Origin of the sequence: Citrobacter sp. RHB25-C09 (genome assembly GCF_013836145.1) — a bacterium.
Classification (GTDB): Bacteria; Pseudomonadota; Gammaproteobacteria; order Enterobacterales; family Enterobacteriaceae; genus Citrobacter_A.
The window spans coordinates 3,160,954-3,186,485 of the sequence record NZ_CP057483.1 but is presented as its reverse complement, the minus strand read 5'-3'; the positions used below and the strand labels follow the sequence as shown (position 1 = coordinate 3,186,485).

General features: G+C 52.2%; 22 protein-coding genes. 12 read left to right on the top strand and 10 right to left on the bottom strand.

Going from position 1 to position 25,532, the window contains the following annotated elements:
- The first annotated feature begins 13 nt into the window (after positions 1-13).
- The 4 genes from HVY19_RS14995 (at position 14) to HVY19_RS14980 (ending at position 3,689) form a co-directional block, all read left to right on the top strand.
- Positions 14-634 carry a YfgM family protein gene (locus tag HVY19_RS14995; RefSeq protein ID WP_181681335.1) on the top strand — a complete coding sequence of 207 codons (621 nt, stop codon included), beginning with the start codon at positions 14-16 and terminating at the stop codon, positions 632-634.
- Between the two features lie 10 nt (positions 635-644).
- A complete protein-coding gene (gene bamB / locus HVY19_RS14990; protein ID WP_181681334.1) occupies positions 645-1,823 on the top strand; it encodes an outer membrane protein assembly factor BamB in 1,179 nt (392 codons plus the stop codon).
- 119 nt (positions 1,824-1,942) lie between these two features.
- Positions 1,943-3,415: a ribosome biogenesis GTPase Der gene (gene der, locus HVY19_RS14985; protein ID WP_181681333.1), complete on the top strand. Its 1,473-nt coding sequence runs from the start codon at positions 1,943-1,945 to the stop codon at positions 3,413-3,415.
- A 52-nt stretch (positions 3,416-3,467) separates the two neighbouring features.
- Complete coding sequence (locus tag HVY19_RS14980; RefSeq protein WP_181681332.1) at positions 3,468-3,689, top strand: zinc ribbon domain-containing protein; 222 nt, start codon at positions 3,468-3,470, stop codon at positions 3,687-3,689.
- On the opposite strand, the gene HVY19_RS14975 is transcribed toward HVY19_RS14980, so the two are convergent.
- Both HVY19_RS14975 and HVY19_RS14970 read right to left on the bottom strand, forming a co-directional pair.
- Positions 3,686-4,036 (bottom strand): protealysin inhibitor emfourin, encoded by a 351-nt coding sequence (locus tag HVY19_RS14975; protein ID WP_181681331.1) that lies wholly within the window; start codon positions 4,034-4,036, stop codon positions 3,686-3,688. The genes HVY19_RS14980 and HVY19_RS14975 overlap by 4 nt on opposite strands.
- A complete protein-coding gene (locus HVY19_RS14970) occupies positions 4,036-5,055 on the bottom strand; it encodes a M4 family metallopeptidase (RefSeq protein WP_181681330.1) in 1,020 nt (339 codons plus the stop codon). Before HVY19_RS14970 ends, HVY19_RS14975 begins: the two co-directional genes overlap by 1 nt.
- Before the next feature lie 162 nt (positions 5,056-5,217).
- Between HVY19_RS14970 and HVY19_RS14965 the strand changes: the two genes are divergently transcribed.
- Positions 5,218-6,342 carry an MFS transporter gene (locus HVY19_RS14965; protein WP_181681329.1) on the top strand — a complete coding sequence of 375 codons (1,125 nt, stop codon included), beginning with the start codon at positions 5,218-5,220 and terminating at the stop codon, positions 6,340-6,342.
- 16 nt (positions 6,343-6,358) lie between these two features.
- Here the strand turns inward: HVY19_RS14965 and xseA are convergent, their stop codons facing one another.
- Positions 6,359-7,732, bottom strand: a complete 1,374-nt coding sequence (xseA, locus tag HVY19_RS14960) for an exodeoxyribonuclease VII large subunit (protein WP_181681328.1) — start codon at positions 7,730-7,732, stop codon at positions 6,359-6,361.
- A 161-nt stretch (positions 7,733-7,893) separates the two neighbouring features.
- On the opposite strand from xseA, the gene guaB reads away from it, so the two are divergent.
- Both guaB and guaA read left to right on the top strand, forming a co-directional pair.
- Complete coding sequence (gene guaB / locus HVY19_RS14955; RefSeq protein WP_181681327.1) at positions 7,894-9,360, top strand: IMP dehydrogenase; 1,467 nt, start codon at positions 7,894-7,896, stop codon at positions 9,358-9,360.
- A gap of 69 nt (positions 9,361-9,429) precedes the next feature.
- A complete protein-coding gene (gene guaA, locus HVY19_RS14950; protein ID WP_181681326.1) occupies positions 9,430-11,007 on the top strand; it encodes a glutamine-hydrolyzing GMP synthase in 1,578 nt (525 codons plus the stop codon).
- A gap of 105 nt (positions 11,008-11,112) precedes the next feature.
- Here guaA and HVY19_RS14945 read toward each other — a convergent pair whose 3' ends face one another.
- On the bottom strand, positions 11,113-11,304 hold the full coding sequence (locus HVY19_RS14945) for a YfgG family protein (RefSeq protein WP_181681325.1): 192 nt from the start codon (positions 11,302-11,304) through the stop codon (positions 11,113-11,115).
- A 347-nt stretch (positions 11,305-11,651) separates the two neighbouring features.
- Between HVY19_RS14945 and HVY19_RS14940 the strand changes: the two genes are divergently transcribed.
- The gene (locus tag HVY19_RS14940) at positions 11,652-13,892 is read left to right on the top strand and encodes a sensor domain-containing phosphodiesterase (RefSeq protein ID WP_181681324.1); all 2,241 of its coding nucleotides are present in this window, start codon (positions 11,652-11,654) and stop codon (positions 13,890-13,892) included.
- 7 nt (positions 13,893-13,899) lie between these two features.
- On the opposite strand, the gene ppx is transcribed toward HVY19_RS14940, so the two are convergent.
- The 4 genes from ppx to purM all read right to left on the bottom strand — a co-directional run bounded on the left by ppx (position 13,900) and on the right by purM (position 19,418).
- A complete protein-coding gene (gene ppx / locus HVY19_RS14935) occupies positions 13,900-15,441 on the bottom strand; it encodes an exopolyphosphatase (RefSeq protein WP_181681323.1) in 1,542 nt (513 codons plus the stop codon).
- A 4-nt stretch (positions 15,442-15,445) separates the two neighbouring features.
- Positions 15,446-17,512 carry a polyphosphate kinase 1 gene (ppk1, locus tag HVY19_RS14930; protein WP_181681322.1) on the bottom strand — a complete coding sequence of 689 codons (2,067 nt, stop codon included), beginning with the start codon at positions 17,510-17,512 and terminating at the stop codon, positions 15,446-15,448.
- Between the two features lie 230 nt (positions 17,513-17,742).
- Positions 17,743-18,381, bottom strand: a complete 639-nt coding sequence (purN, locus tag HVY19_RS14925) for a phosphoribosylglycinamide formyltransferase (protein ID WP_181684296.1) — start codon at positions 18,379-18,381, stop codon at positions 17,743-17,745.
- Entirely contained in the window at positions 18,381-19,418 is a 1,038-nt protein-coding gene (gene purM, locus HVY19_RS14920) for a phosphoribosylformylglycinamidine cyclo-ligase (protein WP_181681321.1), read from the bottom strand. Before purM ends, purN begins: the two co-directional genes overlap by 1 nt.
- Before the next feature lie 260 nt (positions 19,419-19,678).
- Between purM and HVY19_RS14915 the strand changes: the two genes are divergently transcribed.
- The 4 genes from HVY19_RS14915 (at position 19,679) to HVY19_RS14900 (ending at position 24,098) form a co-directional block, all read left to right on the top strand.
- On the top strand, positions 19,679-21,109 hold the full coding sequence (locus HVY19_RS14915) for a 6-phospho-beta-glucosidase (protein WP_181681320.1): 1,431 nt from the start codon (positions 19,679-19,681) through the stop codon (positions 21,107-21,109).
- Between the two features lie 182 nt (positions 21,110-21,291).
- Complete coding sequence (upp, locus tag HVY19_RS14910) at positions 21,292-21,918, top strand: uracil phosphoribosyltransferase (protein ID WP_003037929.1); 627 nt, start codon at positions 21,292-21,294, stop codon at positions 21,916-21,918.
- Between the two features lie 94 nt (positions 21,919-22,012).
- On the top strand, positions 22,013-23,302 hold the full coding sequence (gene uraA, locus HVY19_RS14905; RefSeq protein WP_181681319.1) for a uracil permease: 1,290 nt from the start codon (positions 22,013-22,015) through the stop codon (positions 23,300-23,302).
- Positions 23,303-23,396: 94 nt separating this feature from the next.
- A complete protein-coding gene (locus HVY19_RS14900; RefSeq protein WP_181684295.1) occupies positions 23,397-24,098 on the top strand; it encodes a DnaA inactivator Hda in 702 nt (233 codons plus the stop codon).
- Here HVY19_RS14900 and HVY19_RS14895 read toward each other — a convergent pair.
- Positions 24,087-25,019 (bottom strand): Rpn family recombination-promoting nuclease/putative transposase, encoded by a 933-nt coding sequence (locus tag HVY19_RS14895; RefSeq protein WP_181681318.1) that lies wholly within the window; start codon positions 25,017-25,019, stop codon positions 24,087-24,089. The genes HVY19_RS14900 and HVY19_RS14895 overlap by 12 nt on opposite strands.
- Before the next feature lie 150 nt (positions 25,020-25,169).
- Positions 25,170-25,529: an arsenate reductase (glutaredoxin) gene (arsC, locus tag HVY19_RS14890; RefSeq protein WP_181681317.1), complete on the bottom strand. Its 360-nt coding sequence runs from the start codon at positions 25,527-25,529 to the stop codon at positions 25,170-25,172.
- Positions 25,530-25,532: the final 3 nt, after the last annotated feature.

Here is a 25,532-nt window from a genome sequence, read left to right as displayed (position 1 = left end):
GGAGAAGGACTGCGTGGAAATTTACGAGAACGAAAACGACCAGGTTGAAGCGATTAAACGCTTCTTTGCCGAAAACGGTAAAGCGCTGGCTGTTGGGGTGATTTTAGGGGTTGGCGCACTGATCGGCTGGCGTTACTGGACCAGTCATCAGACTGAATCCGCGCGCTCTGCTTCTCAGTCCTACCAGTCTGTGGTGACGGAGATCGGCTCCGGCAACGCCGACAAACTTTCCGCAGCGGAGAAATTTGCCGCGGAGAACAAAAACACATACGGCGCGTTAGCTTCCATGGAGCTGGCGCAGCAGTTTGTCGACCAAAATCAGCTTGATAAAGCCGCGACCCAGCTTCAGCAAGGGCTGGCGGCAACGAGTGATGAAAACCTGAAAGCTGTGATTACATTGCGTCTTGCACGTGTTCAGGTACAGCTTAAGCAAGCGGACACTGCGCTGAAAACTCTGGACACCGTAAAGGGAGAAGGGTGGGCAGCGATTGTTGCCGATCTGCGTGGTGAAGCGCAGCTGAGTAAAGGTGATAAACAAGGTGCGCGTAGTGCATGGGAAGCAGGCATAAACAGCAAAGCCTCCCCGGCACTGAGCGAAATGATGCAGATGAAAATCAATAATTTGTCCATCTGAGAGGGACCCGATGCAATTGCGTAAATTACTTCTGCCAGGGCTGCTTTCTGTTAGCCTGTTGAGCGGCTGTTCACTGTTTAGTGGCGAAGAAGACGTTGTTAAAATGTCCCCATTACCGGTGGTTGAAAATCAGTTTACCCCGTCTACCGTCTGGAGCACGTCTGTAGGCAATGGTATCGGTGATTTCTACTCTAACCTGCATCCAGCGCTGGCGGATAACGTGGTGTATGCCGCTGACCGTTCGGGCGTGGTTAAAGCATTAAATGCTGCCGATGGAAAAGAGGTGTGGGCGGTGAACCTGGCTGAGAAAGATGGCTGGTTTTCTCGTACTCCTGCTCTGTTGTCAGGCGGTGTGACAGTGGCGGGCGGCCATGTGTATCTGGGCAGCGAAAAAGCGCAGGTTTATGCGCTCAATACCGCTGACGGTACCGTTGCATGGCAAACCAAAGTGGCAGGCGAAGCGCTGTCGCGTCCGGTGGTGAGCGATGGCCTGGTGCTGATTCACACCAGCAATGGTCAGCTGCAGGCATTGAATGAAGCTGATGGCGCCATTAAATGGACCGTTAACCTCGATATGCCGTCCCTGTCCCTGCGCGGTGAATCTGCTCCGGCAACGGCCTTCGGTGCGGCAATTGTCGGCGGCGATAACGGCCGTGTCAGTGCGGTGCTGATGCAGCAAGGCCAGATGATCTGGCAGCAGCGTATTTCACAGGCGACCGGTTCTACTGAGATTGACCGTCTGAGCGATGTCGATACGACGCCGGTTATCGTCAATGGTGTCGTTTATGCGCTGGCGTATAATGGCAACCTGACGGCGCTGGATCTGCGCAGTGGCCAGGTGATGTGGAAACGCGAACTGGGTTCGGTGAATGATTTCATCGTCGAAGGCAACCGTATCTATCTGGTGGATCAGAATGACCGCGTGATGGCGCTGACCACTGATGGCGGCGTTACGCTGTGGACGCAAAGCGATCTGCTGCACCGTCTGTTGACCTCTCCGGTGCTGTATAATGGCAATCTGGTTGTTGGAGATAGCGAAGGTTATCTGCACTGGATTAACGTCGAAGATGGCCGTTTCGTTGCGCAGCAAGAGGTTGACAGTTCGGGCTTCCTGACCGAACCGGTGTCTGCCGATGGCAAACTGCTGATCCAGGCAAAAGACGGTACCGTGTATTCCATTACGCGTTAATCGTCCCGGTCGTACGCTTTAAAAAACGGCTCCTGGTGCAGGGGCCGTTTTCCTGTTTTTAACAACGGCGCAAAAATTCGCGTCTGTTGTCTGATGATTTATAAAATGAGGCTTTAAACATGGTACCTGTGGTCGCGCTTGTCGGGCGCCCTAACGTCGGAAAATCCACGTTATTTAACCGTCTAACCCGCACCCGAGATGCGCTGGTTGCGGATTTCCCGGGTCTGACTCGTGACCGTAAATACGGTCGTGCGGAGATTGAAGGCCGCGAGTTTATCTGTATTGATACAGGCGGTATTGATGGTACCGAGGACGGTGTCGAAACGCGTATGGCCGAACAGTCGCTACTGGCGATTGAAGAGGCTGACGTGGTGCTGTTTATGGTAGATGCGCGCGCGGGGCTGATGCCTGCGGACGAAGCCATTGCCCAGCACCTGCGTTCTCGCGAAAAACCAACATTCCTTGTAGCCAACAAAACCGACGGACTCGATCCGGACCAGGCGATCGTTGATTTTTACTCGCTGGGTCTGGGTGAAATTCATCCCATCGCCGCTTCTCATGGCCGAGGCGTATTGAGTCTGCTGGAGCATGTGCTGCTGCCGTGGATGGATGACGTCTCGCCGCAGGAAGAGGTGGATGAAGATGCGGAATATTGGGCACAGTTCGAAGCCGATGAAAACGGTGAAGAAGAGCCTGAGGATGATTTCAACCCGCAGGATCTGCCAATAAAACTGGCGATTGTCGGTCGCCCGAACGTGGGTAAGTCAACGCTGACTAACCGTATTCTGGGTGAAGACCGCGTTGTGGTCTACGACATGCCAGGCACCACCCGTGACAGCATTTATATCCCGATGGAGCGTGATGAGCGTGAATATGTGCTTATCGATACGGCTGGGGTGCGTAAGCGCGGCAAAATTACCGATGCGGTAGAAAAATTCTCTGTCATCAAAACGTTGCAAGCCATTGAAGATGCTAACGTGGTTATGTTGGTCATTGATGCACGTGAAGGCATCTCAGACCAGGACCTGTCATTGCTGGGCTTTATCCTCAATAGTGGGCGCTCACTTGTTATTGTTGTGAACAAATGGGATGGGCTAACCCAGGAAGTGAAAGAGCAGGTTAAAGAGACGCTGGACTTCCGTCTGGGCTTCATCGATTTTGCACGCGTCCACTTCATCTCTGCACTGCATGGCAGCGGCGTGGGTAATCTGTTTGAATCTGTACGTGAAGCCTACGACAGTTCCACCCGTCGCGTGAGTACTGCAATGCTGACGCGCATCATGACAATGGCGGTTGAAGATCACCAGCCACCGCTGGTGCGTGGTCGTCGTGTGAAGCTGAAGTATGCGCATGCCGGTGGCTATAACCCGCCGATTGTGGTGATTCACGGTAACCAGGTCAAAGACCTGCCGGATTCCTACAAGCGCTACCTGATGAACTACTTCCGCAAATCGCTGGAAGTCATGGGAACGCCGATTCGCATTCAGTTCAAAGAGGGTGAAAACCCGTATGCGAATAAGCGTAACACCTTGACGCCAACCCAGATGCGTAAGCGTAAACGTCTGATTAAACACATCAAGAAAAGTAAGTAATCATTCAAGCCCTCTCTTCTGAGAGGGCGCACATCCAGATTCGGAGACTGCTATGGAACTCACCTGTCCAGACTGTCAACAGCCGCTGGAACGCAACGGCGAAACTGCGCACTGCGCGACGTGCAATACGGATTATCCCCTTGTACCGCGTTGCCCGGACTGCCACCAGCCGTTACAGGTTTTAAAAGCCTGCGGTGCGGTGGATTACTTCTGCCAGAACGGGCACGGTCTGATCTCAAAAAAACGCGTTGAGTTTGTTCTGACGCGGGCTTAGTTGCACACGCAGTCCTCTCCATTTTGCCAGAGTTCGACAAGCGACGCTGGCGCATCGTTTTCTGGTACCAGTACGATAATATCGGTATATCCCGCCTGATTATGCCGGGTCCAGACAATCTGAATACGAAAGTAGCGCTGATCGCCCCGGCCCGGTGAATCACCCTGTCCCGGTGGTGCGCCGACAGACAGACTTTGCCGCAGAATATCAGCGATTCGCTGGCGTTGTGCTTCAGACAGGGTAGACAACGCAATTTTACGCTGTTTGCTGAGCTTTGGTATAAACGCAACGCCGCCTTCACGCGCAAGTTCTACCACGGCGTCATCAGTTAATTCAGGGATGTCCATTACATCACTCCTGTCTCTTTCCAGGCGTCCTCAATGGCCTGCGCCGTTTCTTTACCGCTGCGCTTTTTACCATGATGAATGGTTAAGCGGGCAAAATCGATAAAGTCGGCGTCCTGCGTCAACTGCCGGTCACAAACGGTATCGTACCAGGCATAGCCCGCTTTTTCCCATGCGTATCCGCCTAATGCCGTCGCCGCAAGGTAAAATGCCCGGTTAGGAATACCGGAGTTGAGGTGAACGCCGCCGTTATCTTCCCGTGTCTTAATGAAATCTCGCATATGGGCAGGTTGTGGATCTTTGCCGAGCAGCGGATCGTCATAAGCGGTGCCAGGTGCTGACATGGAGCGTAACCCCTTGCCGTTGATACCGTCAGCCAGTAGCCCCTCGCCAATCAGCCAGTCGGCTCGATCGGCGGTTTGCCCCAGATGATATTGCTTCACCAGCGCACCGAACACATCAGAGAGCGACTCATTGAGCGCGCCTGCCTGCTCAAAGTAGATCAGCCCGGCTTCGGATTCCGTGACCCCATGCGCCAGTTCGTGGGCTACAATGTCAATAGCAATCGTGAAACGGTTAAAAATCTCGCCATCGCCGTCACCAAACACCATTTGTTGCCCGTTCCAGAAAGCGTTCTGGTACTCGCGTCCGTAATGAACCGTACCGGTGAGAATTAAGCCCTTATTATCCAAGGAGTCACGCTGCCAGTGCTTCCAGAAAAAATCATGGGTTATCCCGAGATAGTCATAGGCTTCATCGACCGCCACATCCCCATTTGAAGGATGTCCTTCATAACGCACCTGCGTACCCGGCAACTCCTGGGTCTGCCTCGCGTCATAGATATCGCGTTCCAACTGCCCGGCTTTGTTCACGTGCGGCGCAGCGGGTTTACCTGGCATATGCGCCATCAGGTTTTGCACATGGGTGAGTGTTTGCCTTGCGCACTTCTGCTGCGGCTCAGACCCTAATTCAATGATGCGACGCAGGATATAAGGCGGGATCACACTGTAGGCATAGGGCATATCGCTCTCCTTAATTCTGGCAAGGCCGAATAAAAAACATACAGTCTAAGTGTAAGCCATCGCGAGGGATCTGCGGTTAAGTCGGACAAATCGCCTGGCTGAAAAGTGGCGCATCCGCCTTTCTGGGTTTACTTTTTTACGTCACAGAAAGAGAGGAACACGATGACAAAACACCTTGTGTTGGGCGTAACCGGTTTTTCTTTGATAGCCGTGACCTACGGGATGGCAAGATTCTCGTGGGGCATCATGCTGCCTGATATCCGCCAGACAATCCCGTTCTCTCCCCAGGGTGCCGGGCTTATCGCTGCCTGCAGCTACATAGCCTACTGTTTGTCGGTATTTCTCGCCTCCTTCCTGACGAACCAGTTCGGTCCGCGAGTCCCGGCTATGCTGGCGGCGATCGCTGCCGCGGTGGGGCTACTTATCCTTGCAATGGCACCTTCACCCCTGTGGCTTGCAACAGGTCTGTTTATTGCCGGCTTTAGCTCCGGTCTTGCCTCGCCATCTCTTGCGGGGGCCGTAAGCCAGGACATACCTTCGAAGCGGCAGACGCAGGTGAATACCGTCATCAATGCAGGCACGAGCGGCGGAATCATTCTCTCAGTGCTGGTGTTACTGGTACTGCCTGGCCAGTGGCGTGCGGCCTGTATCGTCTTTGCCCTGCTGGCACTGGTCTGCTTAATAGCAGCCTGGCGTTTCCTGCCAGGCTCAGGTTCAGATCGGCAGGAACAGCGGCTGCACTGGCGCAGTATGCTCACGAAAAAGGGGATGTTCAGACTGCTATTGATTGCCTTTGTCAGTGGTACCGCCAGCGCCGCGTGGTGGAGTTTTGGTCCAGAGATATTACAACGACATACCGGGCTTGAGAGCGTGACGACCAACATGCTTTGGTTGGTTAGCGGTGGCGCCGGGATAGTTGCCGTATTTACCGGGAGTGCGGCGAGGCGAATAGGGATGCGGGGTGTTTATCGCGGATCGCAAATTCTCATGGCGCTCTCGCTGGCTCTGTTGGCGTTTAGCCACGGCTTTCACTGGTGGCTGTTTGCGGTGGTTGCAATGAGCGGAGCAGGTTACGTCATATTATCCGGTGTGCTGTTGGTGAGGGGGGCGGAAATAACGGAACCTTCACCGGCAGCTGGCGTGAGTCTGGCTTTCCTGATGCTGGCCGCCGGGCAGATAGTGGGCTCGGTGGCTTTCGGTCAACTCTTTGGCACCCTTGGCGCGGTTGGGGCACTGGCGGTGTTTTCTACGCTCTCCTGGGCGATGCTGTTGATGACGCCTGATTAACAGCTTGACCGGTGTATCAGGATTTTTTCGCGGCGCGCGATTTCTTCATGAGCGTGACGCCTTTCACTTCGCTTTCCACCCAGCCGTCGCTGACCCGGGTAGTTAGCGTATCGCCAGGCTTCACCTGTTTGGTTTCTTTCAGCACTTTGCCATCGGCGCTACTGGTAACACTGTAGCCTCGCGCCAGCGTGGAGAGCGGGCTGACGGCTTCCAGATGTGTGACCGCATTACCGAAGCGTTCACGCGTCATACTCAAACGTACGCGTATATTCTCGGCCAGACGATACTCCAGTTGTTGAATCCGACTCTGAGCCCGGTGAATGCGCGGCTGAGGGTTTTGTTGATTCAGACGTTGCACCAGACGAAGCTGCCGTTGGCTGGTGCGCTTAAGCTGCGTGTCGACTGCGATGCTCATCCGCTGTTGTAATCGTTCCAGCGCCGTTTGTTGCCGCGCGAGGCGCAGCTGTGGATGCTGCTGTTGCAGACGATGAAAGAGCTGCGTAAATCGACGGCTGCGGTTAGCAAGGAAATAGTCCATTGCCATCCCCAGACGCTGCTGGGCGGATTGGATCTGACGTAACAGTTCCTGCTGGTTTCGGCTGACCATCTCTGCGGCGGCCGAAGGGGTCGGTGCGCGCAGGTCGGCAATAAAATCAGCAATGGTCACGTCCGTTTCGTGACCGACGGCGCTCACTACTGGAATGCGGCTGGCAAAAATGGCGCGCGCGACACGTTCGTCGTTAAAACTCCATAAGTCTTCCAGCGAACCGCCGCCGCGACCGACAATCAACACCTCGCACTCGTTGCGCTTGTTCGCCATTTCAATGGCGCGAACGATTTGCCCCGGTGCGTCATCTCCCTGTACCGCAGTAGGGTAAATAATCACAGGCAGGGAAGGATCGCGACGTTTCAGTACGTGAAGGATATCGTGAAGCGCCGCACCCGTTCTTGAAGTGATAACGCCCACGCAATGAGCGGGGGAGGGCAGTGGCTGTTTGTGCTGCTGATCAAACAGCCCTTCGGCCTGGAGTTTGGCTTTTAGCTGCTCGTATTTTTGTTGCAGCAGACCTTCACCTGCCGGCTGCATGCTCTCAACAATAATCTGATAGTCGCCGCGCGGTTCATACAGCGTGATATTGGCGCGTACCAGCACCTGCTGACCGTGCTGAGGGCGAAACGTGACCCGGCGATTGCTGTTGCGGAACATCGCGCAGCGCACCTGCGCCGTGTCATCTTTAAGGGTGAAATACCAGTGACCCGACGACGGCTGGGTGAAGTTTGAAATCTCACCGCTGATCCAGACCTGCCCCATTTCTTGTTCTAACAGCAGACGCACCGTCTGATTCAGGCGGCTTACGGTAAAAATAGCGGAGGTTTGAGAGGATAACATGTGAGCGGGATCAAATTCTAAATCAGCAGGTTATTCAATCGATAGTAACCCGCTTGCCGGGGATCGCAAGCATTATTTGCAAAAAAGTGTGGATGCAATCGGTTACGCTCTGTATAATGCCACGGCAATATTTATCCACCCCCAGGTCAGAGATATTGCCCATGCTACGTATTGCTAAAGAAGCTTTGACGTTTGACGACGTCCTCCTCGTACCCGCTCACTCCACCGTTCTGCCGAATACTGCCGACCTCAGCACGCAGTTGACGAAAACCATTCGTTTGAACATTCCTATGCTCTCCGCAGCAATGGATACCGTGACTGAAGCGCGCCTTGCAATTGCTCTGGCCCAGGAAGGCGGCATCGGTTTTATCCATAAAAACATGTCTATTGAACGTCAGGCTGAAGAAGTTCGCCGCGTGAAAAAACATGAATCTGGCGTGGTCACCGACCCGCAAACCGTTCTGCCGACCACCACCCTGCGCGAAGTGAAAGAGCTGACCGAGCGTAACGGTTTTGCCGGCTACCCGGTTGTCACCGAAGGTAATGAGTTGGTAGGTATCATCACCGGTCGTGACGTCCGTTTTGTCACCGATCTGAACCAGCCGGTTAGCGTCTATATGACCCCGAAAGAGCGTCTGGTTACCGTGCGTGAAGGCGAAGCGCGTGATGTCGTGCTGGCCAAAATGCATGAGAAGCGCGTTGAGAAAGCGCTGGTGGTGGACGACAGTTTCCATCTGCTCGGCATGATCACCGTAAAAGATTTCCAGAAAGCAGAACGTAAACCGAACTCATGTAAAGACGAACATGGTCGTCTGCGCGTCGGTGCCGCCGTTGGCGCAGGCGCGGGCAACGAAGAACGTGTAGACGCGCTGGTTGCTGCTGGCGTTGACGTGCTGCTGATCGACTCTTCACACGGTCACTCCGAAGGCGTTCTGCAACGTATTCGTGAAACCCGTGCTAAATACCCGGATCTGCAAATCATCGGCGGTAACGTCGCTACCGGCGCAGGCGCACGAGCACTGGCTGAAGCGGGTGTGAGCGCGGTGAAAGTGGGTATCGGTCCTGGCTCCATCTGTACAACGCGCATCGTGACCGGCGTGGGTGTTCCGCAGATCACTGCCGTTTCTGACGCAGTCGAAGCGCTCGAAGGCATGGGTATTCCGGTTATTGCTGACGGCGGTATCCGCTTCTCCGGCGACATTGCAAAAGCGATTGCCGCAGGCGCAAGCGCGGTCATGGTGGGCTCTATGCTGGCTGGTACCGAAGAATCTCCGGGTGAAATCGAACTGTACCAGGGCCGTTCATACAAATCTTATCGCGGCATGGGTTCATTGGGTGCGATGTCCAAAGGCTCTTCTGACCGTTATTTCCAGAGCGATAACGCAGCCGACAAACTGGTACCGGAAGGTATCGAAGGCCGTGTTGCCTATAAAGGCCGCCTGAAAGAGATCATTCACCAGCAGATGGGCGGCCTGCGCTCCTGTATGGGGCTGACCGGCTGTGGTACTATCGACGCGCTGCGTACTAAAGCGGAATTTGTGCGCATCAGCGGTGCGGGTATTCAGGAAAGCCACGTCCACGACGTGACCATCACCAAAGAGTCCCCGAACTACCGTCTGGGCTCCTGATTTTCTTCGCCCGACCTTCGCGTCGGGCGATTTATTTAATCTGTTTCACTTGCCTCGGAATTAGCGTCAATGACAGACAATATTCATAAACATCGCATTCTTATCCTTGATTTTGGTTCCCAGTATACTCAGCTGGTTGCGCGTCGCGTGCGTGAACTTGGCGTTTACTGCGAACTATGGGCATGGGATGTCACGGAAGCACAAATTCGCGAATTCAACCCAAGCGGCATCATCCTTTCCGGTGGCCCAGAAAGTACGACTGAAGATAATAGCCCGCGCGCCCCACAGTATGTGTTTGAAGCCGGTGTGCCAGTATTTGGTGTGTGCTACGGCATGCAGACCATGGCAATGCAGCTGGGTGGTCATGTTGAAGGTTCTAACGAGCGTGAATTCGGTTACGCACAGGTTGAAGTGGTTACCGATAGCGCGCTGGTGCGCGGAATCGAAGATTCCCTGACTGCAGACGGTAAACCGCTGCTGGACGTCTGGATGAGCCATGGCGATAAAGTGACGGCTATCCCGTCTGACTTCGTCACCGTTGCCAGCACCGAAAGCTGCCCGTTTGCCATTATGGCGAATGAAGAAAAACGCTTCTACGGCGTGCAGTTCCACCCGGAAGTGACCCACACCCGTCAGGGGATGCGTATGCTGGAGCGCTTTGTGCGCGACATCTGCCAGTGCGAAGCTCTGTGGACCCCGGCAAAAATCATCGACGACGCCGTTGAACGTATTCGTCAGCAGGTTGGCGATGATAAGGTCATCCTCGGTCTTTCCGGCGGCGTGGACTCTTCCGTCACCGCGATGCTGCTGCACCGCGCTATCGGTAAAAACCTGACCTGCGTCTTCGTCGACAACGGTCTGCTGCGTCTGAATGAAGCCCAGCAGGTCATGGACATGTTCGGCGACCACTTCGGTTTGAACATCGTTCACGTGGAAGGTGAGCAGCGCTTCCTGGACGCGCTGAAAGGCGAGAACGATCCGGAAGCGAAACGTAAAATCATCGGCCGCGTGTTCGTGGAAGTGTTCGATGAAGAAGCGCTGAAGCTGGAAGACGTGAAGTGGCTGGCGCAGGGGACTATCTACCCTGACGTGATCGAATCTGCGGCTTCAGCAACCGGTAAAGCACACGTCATCAAATCTCACCACAACGTGGGCGGCCTGCCGAAAGAGATGAAGATGGGCCTGGTTGAACCGCTGCGTGAGCTGTTCAAAGACGAAGTACGTAAAATTGGTCTGGAGCTTGGTCTGCCGTACGACATGCTTTACCGTCACCCGTTCCCGGGCCCGGGTCTTGGCGTGCGCGTACTGGGCGAAGTGAAGAAAGAGTACTGCGACCTGCTGCGTCGTGCGGATGCTATCTTCATCGAAGAACTGCACAAAGCCGACCTGTACAACAAAGTAAGCCAGGCGTTTACCGTGTTCCTGCCGGTTCGCTCCGTTGGTGTCATGGGCGATGGCCGTAAATACGACTGGGTTGTTTCCCTGCGCGCAGTCGAAACCATCGACTTTATGACCGCGCACTGGGCTCACCTGCCATATGATTTCTTAGGCCGCGTCTCTAACCGCATTATCAACGAAGTGAATGGCATTTCCCGCGTGGTGTATGACATCAGCGGCAAGCCACCGGCTACGATTGAGTGGGAATAAGTCTGTCCCCGCCGTAAGCTGATTCAAACCCCTGTCATGCAGGGGTTTTTTATTTCTCTGGCGACAAACGGTCAACAGAGATGCATCTGTTCAGGAAGGGAAACATTAGCGCTGCGCAGGCGTCTCGACGGAGAGGCTGGATTGTTGAGCGTCTTTTTTGTCCTGATGATGATGCCAGGCACCAATAGAAGAGTAGACGAAGCGTCCAAAGAAGAGGATAAAGCTGATAAGCAATACGATACGGGTCATGCGACTGTTAAATCGATGTCGTTTTCGCATACTGGTTGCCTGACTCACAAAAGGTTCCTTAAGGGATGCCCACACGGGCGATAAGTACATTAAGGCATACTGTGTTGCGATGGTCAATTCTTGATGATGTAAAATTGCGTCAGTAGTTTCATAGATTGGTGTTATGGAAATTGGCCGTAATATTTGCATTAATAATGTCAAAATGATAACTCAGCGAAATAAAAGTAATTATTGATTAATACGAATAAAATTATTTGATTTATGTCAAACGCCGATAGCCAATGCCTAATAGAATCGACGCGTTATGTATGATGGATCTTTCGTCATCCAGGTAAGGTCAGGTGGGATGCCTGTCTGATTAACCCCCTTCAGGATTTTGGGGCAGCCGAGCATCTATGAAACTTAATAAAAAATATATACAAAACAGAGATAAGTGGTGGGGGCTCCCGCTTATTTTGCCGTCCTTGCTGCAGCCATTAGTGACTTATGCAAATACCTATGCGCATGTTGGTTCTGGTGAGGTGGTGCTCTTCTACTTACCGCTGGCCTTGATGATGAGCCTGATGCTCTTTTTCGGCTGGGCGGCATTACCGGGAATTGTACTGTCGATTTTGCTGCGCAAACTGCCGCTAGTGGGCCTGAGCGAAACTTTAACCATCATTACCCATTACCTTGTCGCCATCGTGCTGAGTTGGGGGGGCTATCGTGTCTTTACGCCGCGTCGGAATAATGTCTCTCACGGGGTTCCACATCTGGTCTTTCCGCGTATTTTTTGGCAGGTATTTTTTTCTGCGACATTATTTCTGGTTCTTTTTCAATTCGCAGGCTTTGTTGGAATATACAAAAACAGAGTGAGCATGATGGGTGTCACGCCTTTTAATATCAATGCATTAATAAACTATCAGGCGTTATTAGTGGGTAATTTAATTGGTATTCCACTCTTCTATTTTATTATTCGTGCAATACGCAATCCGTTACATCTGCGTGGCTATTATGACCAACTCAAACGGCAGTTTGATAAAAAGGTGACCAAAACAGAAGTAGTGATATGGGGAATGGTGCTGTCGGCACTGTTAATATTGCTCTGCATGCCATTAGATGTAAATAGCTCATTATTCAGTACAAATTACACAATGTCACTCCTTCTCCCCGTTATGTTATGGGGAGCGATGCGCTATGGCTATCGATTTATTTCACTGACGTGGGCGCTGGTTTTAATTATTGCGATTCATCATTATCAGAGTTATATGCTGCAGTACTCCGGATACGATGTGCAACTGGCTATTACGTCGTCGAGCTTTCTCGTTTTTTCTTTCATCATCAATTACATGGCTGTGCTGGCAACGCGTCAGCGGAGCGTGAATAGCCGCGCCCGACGGTTGGCATTCCTGGATCCTGTCGTGCATCTGCCGAATCTGCGTGCATTAAACCGCTCCCTGAAAAATGCGCCGTGGTCCGCGCTGTGCTATTTACGCGTCCCTGAACTGGAAACCCTGGTAAAAAACTATGGCATCATGCTGCGGATCCAGTACAAACAGAAGCTATCGCACTGGATCAGCGAAAAGCTGGATGCGGGTGAAAGCGTGTATCAGATGGCGGGTAACGACCTGGTACTACGTCTGAACACCGAATCGCATCAGCAACGCATTGAAGCCCTTGATGCACATATTAAGCAGTTTCGCTTTGTCTGGGATGGCATGACCTTCCAGCCGCAGGTGGGCGTGAGCTATTGCTATGTGCGTTCGCCAGTGAATCATATCTATTTATTGCTGGGTGAGTTGAGCACAACGGCCGAACTCTCGGTGATGACCAATACGCCAGAGAATTTAGAGCGTCGCGGCGCACTGAATTTGCAGCGTAATTTGCGTGACAAAGTCGCGATGATGAATCGGCTGCAACAGGCGCTGGAATACAACCATTTTTGTCTGATGGTCCAGCCTATCCAGGGGATTCGCGGTGATGTCTATCATGAAATCTTGCTGCGATTACAGGACGAACAGGGGGGAATGATCACGCCTGATGTCTTTTTACCCGTTGCGCATGAATTTGGCCTGACATCCAATATCGATCTTTGGGTCATTGAAAACACGCTGCGTTTTATGACCGAGAACCGGGCGCGGATGCCGGCGCGTCGCTATGCCATTAATCTGTCATCACCCTCCATTTGTCGGGCGAAATTCCCGCTGGAAGTGAGCCAGTTGCTGAGCAAATACCAGATTGAAGCCTGGCAACTCATTTTTGAAGTGACGGAAAGCTACGCATTAATGAATGCCGAACAAGCGCAAATCACGCTACAGCATTTGCAGCAGTTGGGCTGCCAAATTGCGATTGATGATTTCGGCACGGGTTATGCCAGCTACGCAAGGCTCAAAAATGTGAATGCTAACATTCTGAAGATTGACGGCAGTTTCATCCGTAACATGGTTTCAAACAGCCTCGACTACCAGATTGTTGCTTCGATCTGCCATTTGGCGCGGATGAAAAAAATGCAGGTCGTCGCCGAATTTGTAGAAAATGAAGAGATTCGTCAGGCGGTAACGACGCTGGGAATTGACTATATGCAGGGATATCTGATTGGCGCACCGCAACCCTTAAGCGAGACGCTGAAAGAGCAGGTGCCAGTGGCGGGCACCTGAATCTCTTTTACGCCGCAATATCGGGTGCAGGCTCTTCTTCGATCGTCAGGCTCCAGCCGGTGACCGCTTCCCAGTACTGCTGCTCTCTTTCCAGATCCAGCAGAACCAGCGCGTTTTGGCTGAACCAGTCATGGGGGAAACGCAGCGTCCAGTGACTGTCGTCAGTGTTAAGCGTTAGCGTCGGCGGCGTCGTGGTCGCCTGGCGCTGATTATTGAGCAAGACACCCAGGCGCAGGAGTTGAATGAGCGGCAGATACTGTTTCTTACGGAACAGCGTAAAGCGCGGCAGATCGTCAAGCTTGATTGCTTTACGATGATAGCGAACCAGCGTAGCCATCATGGTTTGCTGTTCCTGGTTAAAACCGGGTAAATCGCTGTTTTGCAGTATATAGGCGGAATGACGGTGTAGACCGCTATGGTTAATGTTCAGGCCCACTTCGTGCAGCATTGCCGCCCATTTTAACAGCGCTTCGAGCTGAGGATGTGCCAGCTTAGGCTGCTGGGCGTGCCACTGCTCGTACATGTGCATGGTGGTATCCAGCACGCGTCTGGCCTGCTCACTGTCGATATTGTACTGGTTTGCCAGGCTGCTGGCGGTCCGGCTGCGTACATCCTGATGGCGGAAACGGCCTTCCATTTCGTACAATACGCCTTCGCGCAGAGCGCCATCAGAAAGACGGAGTTCATGGATGCCCAGGGCATCAAAAACACCGCACAGAATGGCCAGCCCCGGAACAAAGACCGCTTTTCGCTCTTCAGACAACCCCGGCAGACTCAGCGCTTCAAAGCTACGATGTTGAAGAACTTCTGCGACCAGTCTGTCGAGACGTTCCGGGGTGACAAACCCGTCTTTTTCACCCAACGCCAGCAGCACTTCGTGCGCGGCTTTGATGGTGCCAGATGCCCCCAGTGCGACATTCCAGCCCTGAATTCTGAATTGCCAGGCTAACGTTTCAAGCTTCTGTGCTGCCGCCATACGGGCGCGCTGGAAATTCTCTTTGCTGATTGTGCCACCCTGGAAATAGATCTGCGCAAAGCTGACGCAGCCCATACGACGGCTTTCAACCAGTTTGGGTTCAAAATTTTCCCCAATGACCAGTTCCGTTGAGCCACCGCCGATATCGATCACCAGCTTGCGCCCCTTTTCCGGCTGGGTGTGTTCAACCCCCATGAAAATCAGGCGTGCTTCTTCGTTGCCAGAAATGATCTCAATAGGGTAGGGGATCACTTTTTCTGCGCGTTTCAAAAAATCGGTCGCGTTCAGCGCTTCACGAAGCGAGTGCGTGCCCACAATACAGACGCTGGAAGGGGCGAAACCCTGCAGGCGCTCGGCGAACAGCGACAGGCAGTTTAAGCCCCGCTCCATTGCCTCTTCGCTCAGCATATTGTCTGCGCCAAGTCCATCGGCCAGATGGACTCGCTGTTTCAGGCGGCCAATGATCTGCATTGCGCCATCAACCACTCGGGCAATGACCATGTGAAAACTGTTTGAGCCGAGATCGACCGCCGCAAACTCCTGCGGTCGAGGGGTCTTATCATGTATTGGCATAGCGTTAGTCAGGTTGTTCGAGTGATTTGATATAGTCGTAAATCGCCAGTTGTGCCTGCACTTTGCGGCGATTTCCACGCGGTACGTAGCGATTACTCAGTTCTTTGTCGATATAACGGGCTTTTACCGTGTCGCTGAACAGGATATCAATAATATCCAGCACGCGCTGCTTAAGGCGAGGATCGAGTAGCGGCGTTGCCACTTCGATGCGGTAATCAATATTGCGCGTCATCCAGTCCGCTGAGGAAAGATAAACCTGCTTATCGCCACCGTTCTCAAAGATATACACGCGATCGTGTTCAAGGTAACGATCGACAATACTGATAACGCGAATATTGTCGCTAATGCCTTCCAGATTCGGGATCAGAGAGCACATCCCGCGGATCAACAGGTTGACCGAGACACCGGACCCTGAGGCCGCGTACAGACGATCGACCAGCCCTTTATCCACCAGATTATTGAGTTTCAGGGTGATGCCGGAAGGTAACCCTTGCTGGGCGTTGGCAATTTCTCGGTCAATCATTTCATACAGCAGGCGACGCGAGTTTTGCGGTGAAACCAGCAGATAGTCAAACGTGACCGGACGATACGGGTTTTCAATAAAATTAAACACGCGGCGGACTTCATTGGTAATACGCGCATCGGCGGTCAGTAACGAGTAGTCGGTATACAACCGCGCCGTTTTTTCGTTGAAGTTACCGGTACCGATATGTGCGTAGCGCACCACTTCATCGCCTTCTTTACGCGAAATCAGGAACAGCTTGGCGTGGATTTTCAAACCCGGCGCAGAGAAGATCACATGGACGCCTGCTTCCGTCAGGCGCTTGGCCCAGTGGATATTCGCCTCTTCGTCAAAGCGTGCCTGCAGTTCAACTACCACCGTCACTTTTTTCCCGTTATGGGCGGCGTGGATCATTGAGTCGATGATGCGTGAATCTTTCGCGACGCGATAGATGTTGATTTTGATCGCCAGCACGCTGGGGTCAAACGACGCCTGACGCAACAGTTCCAGTACGTGCTCAAAGGTGTGGTACGGGTAGTAAAGCAGGACATCGCGCTCGCGAATGGCATCAAATCCGTTGCGGAATTTCTCTTTATCAAACCAGAGGTGACGCAGGCGTGGCAGCGGTTTGTTCACCAGGTTGGCTTTGCCAACGTTAGGGAAGTTAATGAAATCTTTAAAATTATGATAGCGTCCGCCAGGAACGATAGAGTCGTAGCGTGAAATCGTCAGTTTCTCACGCAGCACTTCGACCAGCGCGTTAGGCATATCGCGCTGATACACAAAGCGCACGGGCTCGGCGGTTAAACGCTGTTTCAGACTGGAGGACATCAGCTCCATCAGGCTCGATTCCATTTCGTGCACCAGATCGTACTCGGCGTCACGGGTCATTTTCATCGAGTAAGCGTTCAGCGCATCGTAGTCGAAGAAGCCTTTAAAGATATCGTCCAGGCAGTAGCGAAGAATATTGTCTAACAGGATCATCGGCTTGCGGCGGCGCGGCGCTTCCGGCGGCAGATTCACAAAGCGGGGAACCTTGTCAGAGGGAATTTCCAGCAGCGCGTAACGAATGGCATCACCACGAATAATTTCCACCGCCAGATAGGTATAGTCATCCTTCAAAAACTGAACGAGATCCGTTTCGCGGTTAATTAAAATGGGGGTGATGTGCTTACGCAGATACTGTTTAAAATAGTGGCGCAACCAGCTTTGCTGGTTCACTGAGAGCTGGCGTTCGTTAATCAGAAAAATTTGACTGCGCGCCATCTCCAGCAGCAGTTCGTTATACAGGCCATCAAATTCCTGGTCGGCTTTTAACACCCGGGACTGAATTTTGCCTAACAAATGGCGAGAATGGGAATTCGAACCCTGTTCTTCGCTAATAATTATTCGGCGCTTCAATTCCGCAAAGCGAACTTTGTAGAATTCATCAAGGTTATTGGAATAGATGCCTAAGAAACGCATCCGTTCAATCAGCGGGTTTGATTTATCCGCAGCTTCCTGGAGCACGCGTTCGTTGAACGCCAACCAGCTAAGTTCTTTCTCGATGTATAGTTTTTCCTGACCCATTAATACCTGTACTCCGTTTTATCCACGGGACATGACCTGATGATGATAAGCAGTGTTCTCAGATGTCCAACTGTGCCAGAAAAGTATGACAATAAACCGTCTGATAGCAAAGGGAAAGAGGGAGAACATTGAGTGTCGGCCGGAGGGGACTTATTACGCCGCCATCCGGCCAGTCGTGCTCTGTTGCCGGATGGCAACGCTGACGCGTTTTATCCGGACTTAAGGAGGTACTACTCGTCTGCGGCATAACCCTGCGGCGACAGACGTTGGCCGTCCAGCCAGGCCGCGTTGTCGCGCATCTTTAGCCGACCTTCGACAAACCAACTTAGCACCAGCGGATAAATCGCGTGCTCCTGAACCTGAACGCGGGCGGTGATCTCGTCTTCATCATCACCCTCAAATACCGGCACCTTAGCCTGTAATATCACAGGGCCACCGTCCAGCTCGTCAGTGACAAAGTGCACTGACGTACCGTGCTCCTCGTCACCATTTTCCAGCGCCTGGCGATGGGTATGCAAACCGGGATATTTAGGCAACAGGGAGGGGTGAATATTGAGTAAACGCCCACGATAATGCATGACAAATGCCGGGCTTAAGATACGCATGAAACCCGCCAGAACCACAACGTCTGGGGAATACGCATCTATTTCATGAATGAGTTCACGGTCAAATGCTTCACGACTGTCAAACCGATCGGCGGTCAGAACGTGTGCAGGAATACCCGCTTCCTGAGCACGTTCAAGGCCGAACGCGTCGGCCTTGTTGCTAAATACTGCCCGCAGGGTGCCTTTGATTTTATTCTGTTTGCAGGCATCGATAATCGCCTGCAAATTACTTCCGTTACCGGAAATAAGCACCACAATATTCATCATTCAATAACCACACGCTGTTCGGAATCAGAGGCTTTGATGATACCGATTTTCCAGGCGTTTTCACCTTTTGCCTGCAGCAGGGCAAGGGCTTTGTCCACTTCTGCCACAGGCAGGGCGATAACCATGCCGACGCCGCAGTTAAAGGTGCGATACATTTCATGCTGGCTGACGTTACCGGCGTTTTGCAGCCAGTTGAAGACCGCAGGCCACTGCCATGAGGATTCATCAATTACCGCCTGGGTGTTGTCCGGTAGAACGCGTGGGATATTTTCCCAGAAACCGCCGCCAGTCAGGTGGGCAATGGCGTGAACGTCAACCTTCTCAATCAATTCGAGGATCGATTTCACGTAAATACGGGTTGGCGCCAACAGATGGTCGGCTAACGGTTTACCGTCGAGCTCCGTCGCTTCCGGGTTACAGCCGCTGACTTCCACAATCTTGCGCACCAGCGAATAACCGTTGGAGTGCGGACCACTGGAGCCCAGGGCAATCAGCACATCGCCATCGGCTACTTTAGAACCGTCGATAATTTCTGATTTTTCTACCACTCCGACGCAAAAACCGGCGACGTCGTAATCTTCACCGTGGTACATCCCCGGCATTTCAGCGGTTTCACCGCCAACCAGCGCACAGCCAGACTGCAGACAACCTTCCGCGATACCGTTAATCACGCTGGCTGCGGTATCCACATCCAGTTTACCGGTGGCGTAGTAGTCAAGGAAGAACAGCGGCTCTGCACCCTGAACCACCAGGTCGTTAACGCACATCGCCACGAGATCGATACCGATAGTGTCGTGGCGTTTTAAATCCATTGCCAGGCGCAGCTTTGTTCCTACGCCGTCAGTGCCGGAAACCAGTACCGGTTCACGATATTTTTGCGGCAAGGCGCACAGCGCACCGAAGCCACCCAGACCACCCATGACTTCCGGGCGGCGAGTTTTCTTCACTACGCCTTTGATTCGATCCACCAGAGCATTGCCTGCGTCAATATCCACACCGGCATCTTTGTAGCTAAGAGAGGTTTTATCGGTCACTGCTTGGGTCCCCACGCGTTTGCGGTAGAAAGTAAATTCGGCGCAATTCTAACAGGGATAGCAAACGTTTGCGAGCCTGCGATGTATCCGTTTTTTTCTGCTGGTTATTTCTTCCTTTTCTTCAAAATAGACCGTTTTTATGAGCTACCCCACGAAAATGAAACCGGGTACATTTTCCTGCTTGAAAGCCTGACCATGATTGCTCAGTATCATACTGAAACCGGTTTCTGTATTGCCATGGTGAATCGAAGAGGGGAACTATGTCTGGATTTAAAGCGAATTTCATGTGGGGTGGGGCGGTCGCTGCTCATCAGTTAGAAGGGGGGTGGCAGGAAGGCGGAAAAGGGATCAGCGTGGCTGATGTCATGACCGCTGGCGCTCACGGCGTCGCGCGAGAAATTACCGATGGCGTATTGCCAGGTAAAAACTACCCCAACCATGAAGCGATTGATTTTTACCATCGCTACAAAGAAGACATTAAGCTTTTTGCAGAGATGGGCTTTAAATGTTTTCGCACGTCTATCGCCTGGACGCGTATATTCCCGCTGGGCGACGAAACGCAGCCGAACGAAGCGGGGCTGCAATTTTATGACGATCTGTTCGATGAATGCCTGAAGTACGGCATAGAACCGGTGATAACGCTGTCGCATTTCGAAATGCCTTATCATTTGGTGACGGAGTACGGTGGCTGGCGTAACCGTAAGTTGATCGACTTCTTTGTGCGCTTCGCGAAAGTGGTATTCACCCGCTATCAGCATAAAGTGAAATACTGGATGACCTTCAATGAGATCAATAACCAGGCGAACTTCCAAGAAGATTTTGCGCCGTTCACCAATTCCGGACTGAAATATCAACCGGGCGAAGATCGCGAGCCGGTGATGTTTCAGGCGGCGCACTATGAACTGGTGGCCAGCGCGCTGGCGGTAAAAGCGGCGCGTGAAATTAACCCCAACTTGCAGATCGGCTGCATGATTGCCATGTGCCCGATTTATCCGCTGACCTGCGCGCCTGATGACATGATGATGGCGATGAATGCGATGCACCGTCGCTACTGGTTTACCGATGTGCATGTGCGCGGGAAGTACCCGCAGCATCTTCTCAACTATTTTAACCGTCGCGGTTTTAACCTTGATATCACCGATGAAGACCGGGCGGCTCTGATGCAAGGTTGTGTCGATTACATTGGTTTTAGCTATTACATGTCGTTTGCCACCAAAGCGACTGCCGATAACCCACAGCTTGATTACGACGAATCGAAAAGTCTGGTGTCGAATCCCTACGTGCAAAAATCAGACTGGGGTTGGCAAATCGACCCGGTTGGGCTGCGCTATTCGCTGAACTGGTTCTGGGATCACTACCAACTCCCGCTGTTTATCGTTGAAAACGGCTTTGGGGCGATTGATGTGCAACAGCCAGACGGAACGGTTGATGACAGCTACCGAATTGAGTACCTGGCGGCACATATTCGTGAAATGAAAAAAGCGGTTGTTGAAGACGGTGTTGACCTGATGGGGTACACCCCATGGGGTTGTATTGACCTGGTGTCCGCCGGCACGGGCGAAATGAAAAAACGCTACGGTTTTATCTATGTTGATAAAAATAATGACGGCAGCGGAACGCTGGCTCGCTATCCGAAAAAGTCCTTCGCCTGGTATCAGCAGGTGATAAAAACTAACGGTGAATCTCTCTGATTTCAACCGCTTGCTTATTAGCCCCGCCTCAGATGCGGGGCTTGTTTTATACTCATCATCCAAACGTAACGCGCTTTGCTTGATCCAGGTCATGCAGACGTTATGTTGCGCCATCGAGGAAAAGCGGTATAATCCGGCGATTTTTTTTGTGGTTGCCACCCGTCTGAGGAAAGGAGAAGAGTATGAAGATCGTGGAAGTCAAACACCCACTCGTCAAACACAAGCTGGGTCTGATGCGTGAAAACGACATCAGCACTAAACGCTTTCGTGAACTCGCCTCGGAAGTAGGCAGTCTGCTGACCTACGAAGCGACTGCGGGCCTGGAAACTGAAAAAGTGACCATTGAAGGCTGGAACGGCCCGGTCGAAGTTGACCAAATCAAAGGCAAAAAAATTACCGTCGTGCCTATCCTGCGCGCAGGGCTTGGGATGATGGAAGGCGTTCTGGAAAACGTACCGAGCGCACGTATCAGCGTTGTTGGCATGTACCGCAATGAAGAGACGCTGGAGCCGGTACCGTATTTCCAGAAGCTGGTTTCCAATATCGACGAGCGCATGGCGCTGATCGTTGACCCGATGCTGGCAACGGGGGGCTCTGTTATCGCCACCATCGATCTGCTGAAAAAAGCGGGTTGCAGCTCTATTAAGGTGCTGGTGCTGGTTGCAGCGCCTGAAGGCATCGCGGCGCTGGAAAAAGCGCATCCGGACGTAGAGCTGTACACTGCATCAATTGACCAGGGGTTGAATGAGCACGGATATATTATTCCGGGGCTTGGCGACGCCGGCGATAAGATTTTTGGTACTAAATAAGTGAAGAGCTAATTACTAGCCGACTTTAAGAGTCGGCTTTTTTTTAAATAAAATAAGCTAACTGCTAATAACACAACACTTAGAGGAAATCGCTATGACGCGCCGTGCTATCGGGGTGAGTGAAAGACCGCCGCTTTTACAGACAATCCCGCTTAGTTTGCAACACCTGTTCGCCATGTTTGGCGCAACCGTGCTGGTGCCCGTTCTGTTTCATATCAACCCGGCTACCGTTCTGCTCTTTAACGGTATCGGTACCTTGCTGTATCTGTTTATTTGTAAGGGAAAGATTCCTGCCTACCTGGGATCAAGTTTTGCCTTTATTTCACCAGTACTGCTTCTGCTGCCGTTGGGATACGAAGTGGCATTAGGCGGCTTTATTATGTGTGGCGTGCTGTTCTGCGTGGTGTCATTCATTGTGAAGAAAGCCGGAACCGGCTGGCTGGACGTCATGTTCCCACCTGCGGCAATGGGTGCAATCGTTGCCGTCATCGGTCTTGAACTGGCAGGTGTCGCAGCGGGAATGGCCGGACTGCTGCCGGCAGACGGGCAATCACCGGATTCCAAAACCATTATTATTTCCATGGTCACGCTGGCGGTTACGGTGTTCGGATCGGTACTGTTCCGTGGTTTCCTGGCAATCATCCCCATCCTGATTGGTGTACTGGCGGGCTATGCGCTGTCGTTTGCGATGGGTGTTGTTGATACCACGCCGATTGCGCAGGCACACTGGTTTGCCTTGCCCACGTTCTACACGCCTCGCTTTGAGTGGTTTGCTATATTGACCATTCTACCTGCGGCGCTGGTGGTGATCGCTGAACACGTTGGTCACCTGGTGGTAACGGCGAACATCGTCAAAAAAGATCTTGTCCGCGATCCGGGCCTGCACCGTTCCATGTTTGCCAACGGTCTGTCGACGGTGATTTCTGGTTTCTTCGGTTCCACCCCCAATACTACCTACGGTGAAAATATTGGTGTTATGGCGATCACTCGTGTGTACAGCACCTGGGTTATCGGTGGCGCAGCGATCTTCGCCATCCTGCTCTCCTGCGTGGGGAAACTGGCTGCGGCGATTCAGATCATCCCACTGCCGGTGATGGGCGGCGTCTCTTTACTGCTGTACGGTGTTATTGGCGCATCGGGTATTCGCGTGCTGATCGAATCTAAAGTCGATTACAACAAGGCGCAAAACCTGATCCTGACGTCGGTGATTCTGATTATCGGCGTCAGCGGCGCGAAGGTTCACATTGGTGCGGCGGAGCTAAAAGGCATGGCGCTGGCAACAATTGTCGGGATCGGCCTGAGCCTGATTTTCAAACTGATCAGCGTATTGCGCCCGGAAGAAGTGGTTCTGGATGCTGAGGATGCTGATACGCCACAGCAATAGCATCAAACCCGGGCAGTGTTCCTGCCCGGTTCTATCGCAACAGAAATTTGTGGTAAACTCATCGCGATTTTGTGAAATCTGAACTGAGGTCACTCTGAACACACCGGCACAGCTCTCTCTGCCACTCTATCTGCCTGACGATGAAACCTTTGCAAGTTTCTGGCCGGGGGATAACGCCTCTTTACTGGCCGCGCTGCAAAACGTGCTGCGTCAGGAACATAGTGGATACATCTACCTCTGGGCGCGTGAAGGCGCAGGCCGCAGTCATTTGCTGCACGCAGCGTGCGCTGAACTGTCACAGCGTGGCGATGCGGTGGGTTACGTGCCGTTGGATAAGCGAACCTGGTTTGTTCCGGAAGTCCTCGACGGAATGGAGCAACTGTCACTGGTGTGTATTGACAACATTGAATGTGTCGCGGGGGATGCGCTGTGGGAAATGGCCATTTTCGACCTCTACAACCGCATTCTCGAGTCAGGAAAGACGCGTTTACTGATCACTGGCGATCGCCCGCCCCGTCAGCTCAACCTTGGTCTTGCGGATCTGGCCTCGCGCTTAGACTGGGGGCAGATTTACAAGCTGCAACCCCTGTCTGATGAGGATAAGCTTCAGGCGCTACAATTGCGTGCCCGGCAGCGCGGTTTTGAACTGCCGGAAGACGTAGGGCGTTTTCTGCTCAAACGACTGGATCGTGAAATGCGCACCCTGTTTAACACGCTTGATCAACTCGATCACGCCTCTATTACTGCCCAACGCAAGCTGACTATTCCGTTTGTGAAGGAAACCCTAAGACTGTAAGGGATCAACGTTATAGCACAATGACTCTGGTTGGTGTAATTCCTCTTCGCTGACGCCCGTCACAGTGAGAATAAGCGAGAGATCGAGCCCGTTTTTCAGCATTTCTTTGGCAATGTGCAATGCGGCAAGTTTTTGCCCTTTTTTCAGTCCTTCTTCACGTCCTGCATTTTTCAGATACTCTTCCGGTGTCATAATTGTTTCCTTGTATTCTGGGGCGTGATTTGCCAGCGTTTGGAAAAACATTTCTGGATTATCTAATTTTCCACTTTTTAATATATAATGCAATACCGTTTTTAGCTGCTCATGGGTGATGGTTTTCCGGTTTATTAATATTTTTAGCTGATTTGATAATTCATTTAAATCACGCAGACGAATATGCTTTTGTAATATTTCCAGAATGGCAACTCGCCGATGCTGCATTATTTCATCATCAGGCGTCACGGTAATATCCACGAGTGGAAAGGCTCCGTTGTAAAACTTTTCTGCTAATGAGGGCAGGGCAAATTCGTCCAGCCAGCGCATGGAGTAAGGATACGGGCTGACGAGGCCGTGGTAAAAAAGCACGGGAATCACCAGAGGGAGCGAGTCATGCCCGGCCTCAAGGTGACGCTGCATCGCGGCGATAGCGTAACGCATCAGGCGAAAGGCCATATGTCGATCGGGAGAGCTTTGATGTTCAATTAACGCGTAAATATAACCTTTACCGGTTTGTGTATTTAGCGAATACAAAATATCGGAATAATAGGCGCGCATATTCTCCTCAACAAAACTCCCCGATTGAAGGCATAGTGTGTTGAGATCACAAATTTTATGTAACGCTCGGGGTAAATGAATATCTAAAAAGTCGCGCGCCGTTTCGGGATGGGATAAGAATTGCTTAAATATCGCGTCGTGCGGGGTGGCAGTAGTCCTGTTATTCATGACATCCTTTTCCTTCTTTAATTAATACAATGAAAGCTACCACGTAATAAAACGGAGTAACGTTTCATTATTAAAGATTGCGAGAAGGCTCGGGAAAAATCGACGAGGGGGAAAGAAATGCCGCAGTCATCTTCGACTGCGGCATGTCGATTAATCGATGATCTCCAGCACCTGTTCCGGCGGACGACCGATTCGCGCCTGACCGTTTGCGACGACAATCGGGCGTTCCATCAGTTTTGGATTCTCGACCATTGCCTGGATCAACGCATCTTCTGTCAGCCTTTCATCATTAAGATTCAGTGATTTATAGAGATCTTCTTTCTGGCGCATCAAATCGCGGGCGCTGGACATGCCCAACATCGTCAGTAATTGATGGATCGTCGCTGCATCAGCGGGTGTTTCGAGATAAAGCACCACTTCAGGCTCAACGCCCTTAGATTGCAGGAGGCTAAGCGTTTCGCGGCTCTTTGAGCAGCGCGGATTATGATAAATTTTAACAGTTTTTGCCATGGT

What these genes read in the sequence shown, in the direction of transcription:
- arsC (WP_181681317.1), bottom strand. Translation starts at nt 25,529, where the DNA reads ATGGCAAAAACTGTTAAAATTTATCATAATCCGCGCTGCTCAAAGAGC.
- ppx (WP_181681323.1), bottom strand. Translation starts at nt 15,441, where the DNA reads ATGCCAATACATGATAAGACCCCTCGACCGCAGGAGTTTGCGGCGGTC.
- guaB (WP_181681327.1), top strand. Translation starts at nt 7,894, where the DNA reads ATGCTACGTATTGCTAAAGAAGCTTTGACGTTTGACGACGTCCTCCTC.
- uraA (WP_181681319.1), top strand. Translation starts at nt 22,013, where the DNA reads ATGACGCGCCGTGCTATCGGGGTGAGTGAAAGACCGCCGCTTTTACAG.
- HVY19_RS14965 (WP_181681329.1), top strand. Translation starts at nt 5,218, where the DNA reads ATGACAAAACACCTTGTGTTGGGCGTAACCGGTTTTTCTTTGATAGCC.
- upp (WP_003037929.1), top strand. Translation starts at nt 21,292, where the DNA reads ATGAAGATCGTGGAAGTCAAACACCCACTCGTCAAACACAAGCTGGGT.
- HVY19_RS14970 (WP_181681330.1), bottom strand. Translation starts at nt 5,055, where the DNA reads ATGCCCTATGCCTACAGTGTGATCCCGCCTTATATCCTGCGTCGCATC.
- bamB (WP_181681334.1), top strand. Translation starts at nt 645, where the DNA reads ATGCAATTGCGTAAATTACTTCTGCCAGGGCTGCTTTCTGTTAGCCTG.
- HVY19_RS14940 (WP_181681324.1), top strand. Translation starts at nt 11,652, where the DNA reads ATGAAACTTAATAAAAAATATATACAAAACAGAGATAAGTGGTGGGGG.
- guaA (WP_181681326.1), top strand. Translation starts at nt 9,430, where the DNA reads ATGACAGACAATATTCATAAACATCGCATTCTTATCCTTGATTTTGGT.
- HVY19_RS14895 (WP_181681318.1), bottom strand. Translation starts at nt 25,019, where the DNA reads ATGAATAACAGGACTACTGCCACCCCGCACGACGCGATATTTAAGCAA.
- ppk1 (WP_181681322.1), bottom strand. Translation starts at nt 17,512, where the DNA reads ATGGGTCAGGAAAAACTATACATCGAGAAAGAACTTAGCTGGTTGGCG.
- HVY19_RS14915 (WP_181681320.1), top strand. Translation starts at nt 19,679, where the DNA reads ATGTCTGGATTTAAAGCGAATTTCATGTGGGGTGGGGCGGTCGCTGCT.
- der (WP_181681333.1), top strand. Translation starts at nt 1,943, where the DNA reads ATGGTACCTGTGGTCGCGCTTGTCGGGCGCCCTAACGTCGGAAAATCC.
- xseA (WP_181681328.1), bottom strand. Translation starts at nt 7,732, where the DNA reads ATGTTATCCTCTCAAACCTCCGCTATTTTTACCGTAAGCCGCCTGAAT.
- HVY19_RS14975 (WP_181681331.1), bottom strand. Translation starts at nt 4,036, where the DNA reads ATGGACATCCCTGAATTAACTGATGACGCCGTGGTAGAACTTGCGCGT.
- purN (WP_181684296.1), bottom strand. Translation starts at nt 18,381, where the DNA reads ATGAATATTGTGGTGCTTATTTCCGGTAACGGAAGTAATTTGCAGGCG.
- HVY19_RS14980 (WP_181681332.1), top strand. Translation starts at nt 3,468, where the DNA reads ATGGAACTCACCTGTCCAGACTGTCAACAGCCGCTGGAACGCAACGGC.